13 protein-coding genes are annotated in these 11,834 nt (G+C 70.8%); 9 read left to right on the top strand and 4 right to left on the bottom strand.

What is annotated here, in order from left to right; translation table 11 throughout:
* Positions 1-77: 77 nt before the first annotated feature.
* Complete coding sequence (locus ACFC1T_RS23355) at positions 78-1,697, top strand: M4 family metallopeptidase (RefSeq protein WP_375891486.1); 1,620 nt, start codon at positions 78-80, stop codon at positions 1,695-1,697.
* 105 nt (positions 1,698-1,802) lie between these two features.
* Here the strand turns inward: ACFC1T_RS23355 and ACFC1T_RS23350 are convergent, their stop codons facing one another.
* Complete coding sequence (locus tag ACFC1T_RS23350; protein WP_375891485.1) at positions 1,803-2,114, bottom strand: DUF3817 domain-containing protein; 312 nt, start codon at positions 2,112-2,114, stop codon at positions 1,803-1,805.
* A gap of 247 nt (positions 2,115-2,361) precedes the next feature.
* Between ACFC1T_RS23350 and ACFC1T_RS23345 the strand changes: the two genes are divergently transcribed.
* The 5 genes from ACFC1T_RS23345 (at position 2,362) to ACFC1T_RS23325 (ending at position 6,100) form a co-directional block, all read left to right on the top strand.
* On the top strand, positions 2,362-3,165 hold the full coding sequence (locus ACFC1T_RS23345) for a DUF2127 domain-containing protein (RefSeq protein ID WP_375891484.1): 804 nt from the start codon (positions 2,362-2,364) through the stop codon (positions 3,163-3,165).
* An 80-nt stretch (positions 3,166-3,245) separates the two neighbouring features.
* On the top strand, positions 3,246-3,884 hold the full coding sequence (locus ACFC1T_RS23340) for an AIM24 family protein (protein ID WP_375891483.1): 639 nt from the start codon (positions 3,246-3,248) through the stop codon (positions 3,882-3,884).
* Positions 3,884-4,534 carry an AIM24 family protein gene (locus ACFC1T_RS23335; protein ID WP_375891482.1) on the top strand — a complete coding sequence of 217 codons (651 nt, stop codon included), beginning with the start codon at positions 3,884-3,886 and terminating at the stop codon, positions 4,532-4,534. The genes ACFC1T_RS23340 and ACFC1T_RS23335 overlap by 1 nt, the downstream gene beginning before the upstream one ends.
* A gap of 209 nt (positions 4,535-4,743) precedes the next feature.
* On the top strand, positions 4,744-5,544 hold the full coding sequence (locus ACFC1T_RS23330; RefSeq protein ID WP_375891555.1) for an AIM24 family protein: 801 nt from the start codon (positions 4,744-4,746) through the stop codon (positions 5,542-5,544).
* Positions 5,545-5,584: 40 nt separating this feature from the next.
* Positions 5,585-6,100, top strand: a complete 516-nt coding sequence (locus ACFC1T_RS23325) for a MarR family winged helix-turn-helix transcriptional regulator (protein WP_375891481.1) — start codon at positions 5,585-5,587, stop codon at positions 6,098-6,100.
* Between the two features lie 15 nt (positions 6,101-6,115).
* Here ACFC1T_RS23325 and ACFC1T_RS23320 read toward each other — a convergent pair whose 3' ends face one another.
* Both ACFC1T_RS23320 and ACFC1T_RS23315 read right to left on the bottom strand, forming a co-directional pair.
* A complete protein-coding gene (locus ACFC1T_RS23320) occupies positions 6,116-6,784 on the bottom strand; it encodes a hypothetical protein (protein WP_375891480.1) in 669 nt (222 codons plus the stop codon).
* A gap of 274 nt (positions 6,785-7,058) precedes the next feature.
* Positions 7,059-8,357, bottom strand: a complete 1,299-nt coding sequence (locus ACFC1T_RS23315; RefSeq protein ID WP_375891554.1) for a tetratricopeptide repeat protein — start codon at positions 8,355-8,357, stop codon at positions 7,059-7,061.
* Between the two features lie 124 nt (positions 8,358-8,481).
* Here ACFC1T_RS23315 and ACFC1T_RS23310 point away from each other — a divergent pair, with 124 nt between their 5' ends.
* From ACFC1T_RS23310 to ACFC1T_RS23300, 3 genes are all read left to right on the top strand, one after another.
* Positions 8,482-8,814: an ATP-binding protein gene (locus ACFC1T_RS23310; protein ID WP_375891479.1), complete on the top strand. Its 333-nt coding sequence runs from the start codon at positions 8,482-8,484 to the stop codon at positions 8,812-8,814.
* 13 nt (positions 8,815-8,827) lie between these two features.
* Positions 8,828-9,397, top strand: a complete 570-nt coding sequence (locus ACFC1T_RS23305; protein ID WP_375891478.1) for a hypothetical protein — start codon at positions 8,828-8,830, stop codon at positions 9,395-9,397.
* A 78-nt stretch (positions 9,398-9,475) separates the two neighbouring features.
* The gene (locus tag ACFC1T_RS23300; RefSeq protein ID WP_375891477.1) at positions 9,476-10,444 is read left to right on the top strand and encodes a hypothetical protein; all 969 of its coding nucleotides are present in this window, start codon (positions 9,476-9,478) and stop codon (positions 10,442-10,444) included.
* Here ACFC1T_RS23300 and hemC read toward each other — a convergent pair.
* Positions 10,441-11,367: a hydroxymethylbilane synthase gene (gene hemC, locus ACFC1T_RS23295; protein WP_375891476.1), complete on the bottom strand. Its 927-nt coding sequence runs from the start codon at positions 11,365-11,367 to the stop codon at positions 10,441-10,443. The genes ACFC1T_RS23300 and hemC overlap by 4 nt on opposite strands.
* Positions 11,368-11,834: the final 467 nt, after the last annotated feature.

The raw sequence follows: 11,834 nt of genomic DNA, 5'->3' as shown, positions 1-11,834 counted from the left end.
AACGGCGCCACCCCCGGCGCCCCGGTACGCGGCGCACCCGCACGCACGCGCGGGTCCCGTGGAAGGAACTGCCCCACGTGAAGCGAAAGTTGACCCTCCCGGCGGTGCTCTCCGCCACCGCACTGCTGGCCGGCGTCGTCCAGATCGCCGCCCTCCCCGCCGCCCAGGCCGCCGACCTGTCGCAGTCCGCGCCGCTCGCGATCGCCGCCGGCCAGAGCGCCCCGCTCGCCGGCGCGCTCGCCCTGGGCACCCAGGAGCGGCTGGTCGCCAAGGACGCCGTGGTGGACGCCGACGGCACCCGCCACCTCCGGTACGAGCGCACCTACGCCGGCCTGCCGGTGCTGGGCGGCGACCTGGTCGTCCACCAGCGCCCGAACGGCTCGGTGGCCTCGGTGGACCGCGCCTTCGACGGCCGGATCGCCCTGCCGAACGGCCTGGCCCCCGGCCTGTCCGCCGACCAGGCCGCCGCACGGGCCACCGACGCGGTGCGGGCGACCGTCGGCCTGGCCGCCGACGACGACGAGGCCGCGCTCAGCCGGGTGGACGGCACCGACCGGACGGACCTGGTGGTCTGGGCCGCCGACGGCAACCCGCGGCTGGCCCACCGCACGGTGGTGCGCGGCGAGCGCTCCGACGGCACCCCGAGCAGCCAGCAGGTGGTCACCGACGCGGCCACCGGCGACCTGCTCTCCACCCACGAGGAGGTCCAGACCGCGGCCGGCAGCGGCAAGGGCGTCCACGTCGGCACCGTCCCGCTGACCACCACCCAGAGCGGTTCGACCTACTCGCTCAAGGACGCCACCCGGGGCAACCAGTCGACCACCGACCTCAAGGGCGGCACCTCGGGCAACGGCTCGCTGTTCACCGCCACCAGCAACACCTGGGGCAACGGCCTCACCTCCAACCGCCAGTCGGCCGCCGTGGACGCCCAGTTCGGCGCCTCGGCCACCTGGGACTTCTACAAGAAGACCTTCGGCCGCAACGGCATCAAGAACAACGGCGTGGGCGCCCTCAGCCGGGTGCACTACGGCTCGAACTACGTCAACGCGTTCTGGAACGACTCCTGCTTCTGCATGACCTACGGCGACGGCAACGGCAACACCAACCCGCTCACCGCGATCGACGTCTCCGGCCACGAGATGACCCACGGCGTCACCTCCGCCACCGCGGGCCTCAACTACTCCGGCGAGTCCGGCGGCCTCAACGAGGCCACCTCGGACATCTTCGGCACCATGGTCGAGTGGTACGCCAACCTGCCGGCGAACCCGCCGAACTACTGGATCGGCGAGAAGATCAACATCTTCGGCAACGGCAAGCCGCTGCGCTACATGGACAAGCCCTCGCTGGACGGCAAGTCCGCGGACTCCTGGTACTCCGGCGTCGGCAACCTGGACGTCCACTACTCGTCCGGCATCGCCAACCACTTCTTCTACCTGCTCTCCGAGGGCAGCGGCGCCAAGAGCATCAACGGCTACAACTACAACAGCCCGACCTCCAACGGCTCGAAGGTCACCGGCATCGGCCGGGACAAGGCGGCCGCGATCTGGTACCGCTCGCTGACCGTGTACTTCACCTCCACCACCAACTACAAGGCCGCCCGCACCGCGAGCCTCAAGGCCGCGGCCGACCTCTACGGCGCCAACGGCGCCGAGTACAAGGCGGTGGCGGCGGCCTGGAGCGGGGTCAACGTCAACTGACCGCGCCCCGCACGAGCCATCCCCGGTAAGAAACGGCGACAGGCTGCCGCGGCCCTTTGGGAGAGGAGGCCGTGGCAGCCTGTCGGCCGTCCACCCGGAGCGGGATCAGGCGGTGGCGGGCTCCAGCTCGCCGCGCTCCTCGCGGCCGAGCATCCGCTCGGCGAAGAAGCCGCCGAAGGGCAGCACCGAGAGCACGAAGAGCAGGGCGCCGCGCTTGACGTCCCACTTCTGCGCCTGCCAGGCCTGGATCCAGAAGACCACGTACAGGACGAACAGGACCCCGTGGACCATGCCCATCACCGGCACGGCGTCGAAGGACGTGGTCCGCTTCAGCACCGAGCAGATCAGCAGCAGGACGAAGGAGATCGCCTCGGGGGCGGAGACCAGGCGCAGGCGGTGGACGGCGCTGCTGTTCACGTTGGATACCTCAATACGGGGGTCGGAGGCGTGGGCACGCTTGTGAAGCGACTCACAAGCCTTCCGGCCATTATCACCGAGCACACGTACGGGCCCCGGGCCGGGGGTGGCCACCGTGCCGGATGTCACAGCCACACACCAGAACCCCGCCGGCCGCAGCAGGGCGTCGCCCGTACCCCCTATCCTGCTGCCCGCGCGCCCAACGGAACCGGGCGCCACCGGCATCGCACCACGGGGGTAGCACCACATGTTCAAGCGTGACTGGGACCGCAGGACCTGCGCCAAGCGCGGCCACATCACCTACGCGCCGACCGAGCCCGAGCTGGCCGCCCGGCTGCACACCGCCACCGTCGTCGGCGACGCCTGGCGCTGCCTGCGCTGCGGCGACTTCGCGCTCGGCGCCCCGCACGGCTCCGGCCCGGCGGCGGACGCCCCGCTGGTGCCCCGCGGCAAGGCGCTGCGGGACCTCTTCATCCTGCGCTTCCTGGCCGTCGAGCGGGTGCTGCGCGGCGTGATCATCATCCTGATGGCCTGGGGCGTCTGGAAGTTCTCCAACAGCCAGGAGGCCGTGCAGCGGATCTTCGAGGACGACCTCACGATCTTCAAGCCGGTCACCGACCACTTCCACTGGGACCTCGACCACGCCCCGATCGTCGAGACCATCCGCAAGACCTTCGGCTACCAGAAGAAGACCCTGCTGGTCGTCGCGGGCGCGATGATCGCCTACGCGCTGATCGAGATCGTCGAGGCGGTCGGCCTCTGGCTGGGCCGGCGCTGGGCCGAGTACCTGACCGTGGTCGCCACCGCCGCCTTCCTCCCGCTGGAGGGCTACGAGCTGCACGAGCACGTCAGCGCCGTGAAGGTCTGCACCCTGCTGCTGAACATCGCCGCGGTGCTCTGGATCATGCTTTCCAAGCGGCTGTTCGGCCTGCGCGGCGGCGTGGTGGCCTTCGAGGCGGAGCGCCACTCGGCCTCGCTGCTGGAGGTCGAGGAGGCCGCCGGGACCGTCCCGCACCCGGGCCACGGCCACGGGGCGCACGCACGCTCCTGACGCGAACGATTGTCCCGAGTCCGTACCGGTCCGCCCCGGCCCTCTCGCCCGGCCGCCCCCGCGGCGGCTAGATTGCGGCCGTGGCACAGTTCAGACTCCAGGGATCAAGGGTCCTCGCCGTCGAGTTGGGCGGGGACGCCGTCAAGGCCCGGCACGGCTCGATGGTCGCGTACACCGGCCAGATGACCTTCAAGAAACTGACCGGCGGCGGGGACGGGCTGCGCGGCATGGTCGCCCGCAGACTCACCGGCGAGCGGATGACGGTCATGGAGGTGAAGGGGCAGGGCACCTGCTACTTCGCCGACCGGGCCACCGAGATCAACCTGGTCCGCCTCGACGGCGAGACGCTCTACGTCGAGGCGGACAACCTGCTCTGCACCGAGGCCGGGCTGCACACCGGCACCAGCTTCACCGGGCTGAACGGCGTCTCCTCGGGCAACGGCCTCTTCACCACCAAGGTGGAGGGGCACGGCTGGGCGGCCGTCACCTCCAACGGGCCGGCCGTCATCCTGCGGGTCGGCAAGGACATGCCGCTGCGGGTCGACCCGGGCGCGTACGTCGCGCACACCGGCAACCTGCACCGCAGCGTGAAGTCGGGCGCGGGCTGGACCACGGTGATCGGCGAGGGCGGCGGCGAGGCCGTGCAGGTCGAGTTCACCGGCGAGGGCCTGGTGTACGTCCAGCCCTCGGAGAAGGTCACCCTCGGGGGTGACGTCTGATGGGCTTCACCCGGATCAACGGCAAGATGGTCGAGGCCCAGGTGGTGCCCGGCCAGCGGCTGTTCAGCCAGCGCGGGGCGATGCTCGGGTACACCGGGGACGTCCGCTTCACCCCGAACATCACCGGCGGCCAGGGCGGGGTGATGTCGATGATCGGCCGGCGGGTCGCCAACGAGGACACCCCGCTGATGACGGTCGAGGGCCACGGCCGGGTGATGTTCGGCCACGGCGGCCACCACGTGCACGTGATCGACCTGGTCGGCGACACCCTGTTCGTCGAGGCGGACCGGCTGCTCGCCTTCGAGGGCACCCTGCGCCAGTCCACCGTCTTCCTCGGCTCGCAGGGCGGGGTGATGGGCATGGTCCGCGGCCAGGTCAGCGGGCAGGGCCTGTTCACCACCCGGCTGGAGGGCCACGGCTCGGTCGCGGTGATGGCCCACGGCGGCGTCTTCGAACTGCCGATCACCCCCGGCCAGTCGGTGCACGTCGACCCCCAGGCGTACGTGGGGCACCGCGGCGAGGTGCGCAACAAGCTGTCCACGGCGATCGGCTGGCGCGAGATGATCGGCCGCGGCTCGGGCGAGGCGTTCCAGCTGGAGCTGTCCGGGCAGGGCACGGCGTACGTCCAGGCGAGCGAGGAGAAGCTCTGATGTCCCACCCGCCGCAGCCTCCGCAGCCGCCGTACGGGGGAGGCTCCCCGCACGACCAGCCGACCCAGCCGGGTTTCACGGTGCCGCCGGACTACGGCCGCGCCGCCGGGTACCCGCCGCCCCCGCCCCCGTCCTACCAGCCGCAGGCCCAGCCGCAGCAGCCCCAGCAGTCCTACGCCCAGGAGCAGTTCGGCGGCGCGCAGGCCCCGCTGCCGACCGCCCACGGCGGCTCCGGCCCGGTGGTGTACGACGCGCACACCCTGCCGTCCAACGACAACGTCAACCCGTACGCCTTCGCGGTCGAGCTGAACGGCTCCTACTTCCTGCAGAAGGGCAAGATGGTCGCCTACTACGGCGACATCTCCTTCCGCGGCGTCGGCGCCGGGATGGTCGACCGGGTGCTCGGCCAGCACTTCAACTCGCCGCTGCACGCCTCGGACTGGGTGGTCGCCCAGGGCTCCGGCCGGCTGCTGCTGGCCGACCGGGCCTTCGACCTCAACTCCTACGACCTGGACGACGGCAACCTGACCGTCCGCTCCGGCAACCTGCTCGCCTTCGACCCGACGCTGCGGCTCAAGCAGTCGATCATCCCGGGTTTCCTGACCCTGATCGGCACCGGCCGCTTCGTCGCCGCCTCCAACGGGCCGGTGCACTTCGTGGAGCCGCCGGTCCGGGTGGACCCGCAGGCGCTGGTGGGCTGGGCGGACTGCCCGGCACCCTGCCACCACTACGACCACGACTACCTGCACGGGGTGGTCGGCGGCCTGCGCCGGCTGACCGGCATCGGCGGCGCCTCCGGCGAGGAGCACCAGTTCGAGTTCATCGGGGCCGGGCAGGTGCTGGTGCAGTCCAGCGAGACGCTGCTGGCCGAGCGGTCGGTCGGCCGGGTGGACGCCGAGGCCGGGGTCCCGGTCGGCGGGGTGCCGAACCAGCCGGGCCACGCCGGCGACCACCCCAACACCCCCGGCCTCGGTAACCTGGGCGAACTCGGGCGGCGTTTCGGCCTGTAAACTCGTACAAGATTGAACTAAATCAGCTATGCTGGACCCCATGGATACGCACACGACCGACACTGCGGACACTCCTCCGTCGCAGCCCGAGGAGGAGACTCCCTGGCTGACCGCCAGGGAGCAGCGGATGTGGCGCGCCCATCTGGAGGTCGCCAAGCTGCTGGACTACCAGCTCAGCCGCGAGCTCCAGCCCCACAGCCTGGCGATCAACGACTACGAGATCCTGGTCGTGCTCTCCGAGGCCCCGGACCACCGGATGCGGATGACGGACCTCGCCACCGCCACCCTCCAGTCCAAGAGCCGGCTCTCCCACCAGATCACCCGGATGGAGAACGCCGGGCTGGTGCTGCGCCAGGAGTGTCCCGGTGACCGCCGCGGCCTCTTCGCCCACCTCACCGAGCAGGGCTGGGAGACCATGCAGCGGGTCGCCCCCGACCACGTGCGCAGCGTCCGGGCCCACTTCATCGACCGCTTCACCCCGGAGCAGCTCGACGCCCTCTACGAGGCCCTGGCCCCGGTCGCCGACCACCTCCGCGGCCTGCGCGGCCGCTCGTAGCCCGACCGGCGGCCCCTACGTCGCCACCACCAGGCCGTGCCCGCGCAAGGCCGCGCGGGCGCGGGCAACGCCGCTGGGCGTGACGACAGCCCCGGTGCCGACAGCAACGGTTCTCGCACCCAAGCCCGCACACGCACGGCAGATCCCGGGCCAGGGCACCGGATCGTGGCACTTGGCGCACTCTGCGGGTACGGCCTGAGGCGCTCGGACGGGTGGCAGCTTGCGTTGCAGGCGATCGCGGAGGATCGCCGCCGGGGAGTGCATCGGCTGCGGAAGCCCGGGAAGCAGCGCCAGCGCCAGCTCGGCCTCGCTGCTGCCCCGCTCCAGCCACCGGGCGACGAGGGGAGCCAGCGCCTGCGCCTCGACCTCGCCGAGGCGCAGACGCGGTTCGGGCCGGATCACCCGGAACAGCGTGGCCACGGCTGCGCGCGTCCGTTCATCCGGGAGGGTGGGTTCTTGCCCCGGGTCCTTTACGGGAGGGGCGACAGCGCCGCCGATACCCCGTTCACCGGCAGCCGGACGCGGGACAACCGGTGCCGACTGAGGGGTGTCGAAGACATGGGCCTCGGAACGGACCGTCCCGTTGGACATCCGGACGGTGTCGACCCGGTAGTACCCGGCGTCCTTCAACTCCTTGAGCGCCCGCCGAACGGCACCCCGCCCCTGCGGACTGCTGTCCGCCATCTGCCGACCGTCCTCGCGCCACCCGTCGGGGCGGGAGAGGAGGTCCGCGAGGAGGCCTCGGGCGGTGTAGCTGAGGCGACGGTCCTGGAGGAGGCCGTTTGGAAGAACGGTGAAACAGCGCGTCTGGGCGCTACGATGAATCTGCATTGGGAGTTGCTGCTCCTGTGCCAGACCCCGGGGTGTTCCACCACCGCCGGGGTCTTCTATGTTCTGTTGATGATGCGGAACGTAGCACAATCACTACGCTGAGTGCGAAGCATTGGGGAAACCGCAGTCAGATCGAGCGGCCGGTCGCCATGGGGCGGGCGCGTTCGAGGAGTTCGCGCACGTGAGGGTTGCGACGGTGCGGCCGGGTTGCGGCGAGCATCGTGCGGAATCGGTCGTCGGCACGGCCGGACTGGACTGCCGGGTAGTCGTCCAGGGCCCGATGCCAGTACGCGCAGGCTTCTTCGAGGCGTCCGGCCTGCAACTTCCACTCTGCGAGCATGCCGGTCATCCGTACGCGGTTGCGCACGTACACCGAGTACCGCAGGCGGTCGGACGCTTCCATCGCGGCAATGGCGCCGGCCTTGTCCCCAAGCTCCCAGCGGACCTTGGCCTCGTGGTAGGCGAGGGACGACGGGTCGTAGGAGCCGAACGCCTTGGCCTTGGACTCGGCCTGCTCCATCGCGACTTCCGCTATCCGGAGGTGATACAGGGCTCCGGCCTTGCCTCCGGTCTGGGCGGTTGCGTGGGCCTGTTGGCCGGCGAGGAAGGCCCTCATGCGGGGACCGGCCTGCGGGGAGGCGGCCGAGGCGGCGTCCGCGAGTCGCAGGGCGGTGCTGCCATGGCCGAGGTCGACGGCTTGCACGCTCATGCCCCGCAGGGTGGTGCAGTACGTGAGGTGGTCGCCCGCGTGCCCTGCCAGCTCCAGAGCCTTCAGGTAGTAACGCTGTGCCAAGGAGTCGTGGCGTTCGTCCATGGCCATGTAGCCGGTCAGGTAGCAGTGGTCGGCGGCGGCCGACAGCATGGCCTTGCGGACTCCCTCGGACGCCTCTGCCTGGAGGTACGGGGCGATCGTGTTGACCAGGAACGAGGCGGCCATCGGGCGGGCCGTCCGACCGCCGAACTGGTCGTCCAGGTCGCTGATCCGTTCGGTCATCGCGGCGACCGACTGGACCTCCGCCATGCCGATCCGCAGGTGCGGGTCGGTCCTCAACTTCTCGAGGCGGCCCACCAGGTCGGGCCAGCCCGGGATGGTGAGGGCCACCGAGTACAAGCTGGCTGTGAGAACTCCGCGCCGGGATGGGTCCATATCGAGGCTCCCCAGATCGATCAGCCCTGACACCGTATCCGTCGACTCGTCAACGGTGGTAGGCATGTTTCGAAATCCCGCCTCGACGGCGGTGATCGGCCGCTTGAGTCTCCGTGCCAGCGCCTCCAGGACCACTGGGAGGGCCTTCGCGGCCGGCGAAGTGCCGCCGAGCCAGTGCGAGACGGCCGAGGCGTCGTACTTGAGTCGCTGCCCGGTCTCAGTGCCAGTGCGATTGACCGCCCGCGCCAACTCGCTGTTGCCCCAGGCGGATTCGGCCATCAGCGAAGCGAGCTTGCGGTTCGGTTCACGGTCGGATCGCACGACAGTTCCCCCTTGCGGGCAAGTTTCAAGGGTTTCAACTTCCCGACTCGGCTCGACCATAGCCGACGACAGGGCAGGAATGTTGACTGTTCGTCATCGGCCAATCACCAGCAGTGGCGATGTCGCCGAGCTCCTCCTCGGCGAGCTCTTCGCCAACGCCGTCCAGCACTCCGACGCTCCCGACGACCGCCTCATCGAGATCCGCTCCGCCCTCACCAACCACCTCCTCCGCCTCGAAGTCCACGACGCCGGAACCGGACGCCCCTCCCTGCGGACCCCCGCCCTCTCCGACGAGCACGGACGCGGCCTCTTCCTCGTCAACGAGCTGGCCGAGCGCTGGGGTTGCTGCCCCCGCGCCGGCGGCATCGGCAAGTTCGTCTGGGCCCTGGTCGCCCCCGCCTTCACCCTCGCCTGAAAGCGCGTCCCTGATGCTCCCTCCCCTCCCTGCCCTCGCCCGGCACGCCCTCGACCGAGGCCACACCCCCGCCGAGACCTACGCCCTCCTGGCCCGCCGCACCGGCGAACCCCTCCCCGCCGCCCGCGCCGTCTGCCTCGCCCTCCACATCCCCCTCGCCGAGACCACCATCCGCCTCAACGAGTGCCACGACGCCCTCCTCGCCGCCCCCCACCCCGGCACCGAGGCCGACACCGGCGAACTCCTCGAAGCCCTCGGCGTCTTCGACGTCCCCAAGGACCTCACCGCCACCGAACTCGCCGTCGTCGACCACTTCCTCACCGCCATCGACGCCCTCGGCGGCATCCGCCCCGGCCACCAACACGGCCTCGCCCGCTGGTTCACCACCGGCAACCTCACCGCCGCCTACCTCTCCCTCACCGCCGCCCACCCCCGCCCCACCACCGGCGACCCCACCCAGTACTGGACCACCCTCGTCACCGCCGGCGAACTCCTCCTCGACACCACCCCCACCCCCGACCCCCGCATCAAACCCGCCCTCACCCACTGCCGCACCCAAGCCACCCGGGCAGCTCACCCGTAGTTACCAGAAGTCGACCGCGCCGACTTCCTGCGCAGCAACACCCGCCCGACGCCGCATGCCATGGATCGAGAGGACGAGATGACCACCACCCAGCACACCGCCGCACATGCCACCACCGGCCGACTCCACGGCCGCCCGGCCGTCCGCAGCTTCCTGGAGGGCCCCGAGCTCAGCGCGTCCGACCTGAGCATGGTCCTGCTGGTCCGAGAGGACGGTGAGGAGGTCGACCGGCCGATGCCGACCGTCACCGTCGCCGAGATCCCGCAGGCTGTACGGGACCTGGCCGCCGTCGGTATCCGCTCGGTGAAGGTGTTCGCCAACGGCCTGGAGCGGAATCCGCAGGCCTCCGGCGCCGTCGCGTCGGACTCCCTGATGGTGCGGGCCATCCGAGCCGTCAAGGACACCGAGCCCGGCATGGCCGTGATGACGGAGAACTGCCTGTGCGGCCACACCGACACCGGCGAATGCCACCTGACCGTCGATGGCCGGATCGACCTGGACGCGACGGCCGCGCTGACCGCCGCCCAGGCCGTCATCCAGGCCGAGGCCGGAGCCGACATCGTCGGCCCTGCCGCGATGACCAGGGGCACGACCCGGACCGTGCGCCAGGCCCTGGACGAAGCCGGCCACCGCGACGTGGCGACCATGCCGCACCTGATCTTCGACTCCGCCCTCTACGAGGGCTACCGCACCCCCATGCGGGCCACCCCCGCCTCCGGCGCCCGCCGCCCGTTCCAGATCAGCCCCCGCAGCCCCGACAGCGCCGTGGACACCGGCCTCGCATTTCTCGACGAGGGGGCGGACATGCTGTTGCTGGAGCCCGGGATGCTGTCGGTGGACATCCTCACGGCCCTCAAGCGCCGCACCCCGGCGCCGCTGATGCCGTTCTCCGTCTCCGGCGAGTACACGCGCCTCGCGCCGCTCGACCCGGCCACCGGGAAGCGGGATCTCCGCCCACTGGCGGAGCTGTTCATCATGCTCAAGCGGGCCGGGGCCGAGCGGATCATCACCTACGCGGCACTGGACCTGGCCCGCCTTCGCGCCTAAGCGGCGGGCCGGACCTCCGCCAGGATCCCCTCCGCGCCCTGGTCCAGCAGGAGCCCGGCCACCTGCATGCCCAGCTTCTCCGGCTCGCCCAGCGGGCCGGAGAGCCAGGCCTCCACCTGCCGCCTGCCGCCCACGGAGGTGACCTGCCCGTGCAGCGTCAGCACGTCACCGAAGGCCCTGCCGAATGCGCCGACCGGCACCGAGCACCCACCGTGCAGCTCGGCCAGCATCGCCCGCTCGGCCCGTACCTCGGCGTCGGTCACCGGGTCACCGGAGCCGGCCAGGATCCGGCGGGCCAGCTCGTTGTCGTCCCTGATCTGGATGCCCAGGGCGCCCTGGCCGGGTGACGGTGGGAACTGCTCGATCGGGAGGATCTCGCTGATCTCCTCGCCGCGGCCGAGCCGCTTGATCCCGGCAGCTGCCAGGACCACCGCGTCCAACCGCTGAGTCCTGAGCTTGCCGAGCCGGGTCGGGACGTTCCCCCGGATCTCCACCGGCACCAGGTCCGGGCGCAGGTGCAGCAACTGGGCGATCCGGCGCGACGCCGACGTGCCGATCCTGCCGCCGAGCGGAAGGCCGGCCAACGTCGAGCCGCACAACGCGTCGTGCACGTCCGCGCGGGTGGGCGGGGGCAGGAGGATCAGGCCCGGCGGGTTCGCGGTCGGCAGGTCCTTGAGCGAGTGCACGATCACGTCGACCTCGCCGGACACCAGCGCGTCCACCTGGTTCACGGAGAATGCCGAGCCGCCGCCTCGCTCCGACACGTCCCGCAGAGCCGATTTACGGTCCTGGTCGCCCGCTTCCGTGATCACCCGCTGCCGGAAGACCACGTCGGGAAAGCGCTCCCGCAGCGGCGCCAGGAACTCCCTGACCTGGGCCCGCGCCAGGTGACTGGCCCGCGACCCCACCACCAGTGTGCTCATACGCCAACTCCCGTTGCCTGACGAGACGTTGACCGCATGCTACCTGCATCGAACACACCCATTTTCCGACCTTATGTCGGAATCATGAAAGGAGCCCTCCGTGCTGGACACCACCAGGATCATCCGCATCGGCGCCCGCACCGACCTCTGCACCGCCATGCGCCAGAGCTTTCCGGGCCTGCTGGGTACTCGGAGCTCCTTGTCCGCTGCCCTGCCGGACATGTCCGACGGGGCAGCGGAACGAAACTCGCCAACTCCTCACGAAATCCATCATTTCTACAGTCCCCCCTTGTTCTGCATAGGAAGTCGGCATCGCCGACTTCCTATGCAGAACAAGATATGCACGACGAGGAGGCGGGGCTCGCTTCTGGTTTCGGCGGCCCCGGCCAATGCTTGGCCGGGGCCGCCGTCGCCTTTACGTGCCCTGGAAGTGGGTGGGTGGGTGGGTGGGTGGGTGGGTGGGTGGG

This window comes from Kitasatospora sp. NPDC056076 (genome assembly GCF_042266305.1).
GTDB lineage: Bacteria > Actinomycetota > Actinomycetes > Streptomycetales > Streptomycetaceae > Kitasatospora.
The sequence above is the reverse complement of the archived record's forward strand: the minus strand, read 5'-3'. Positions and strand labels throughout refer to the sequence as shown.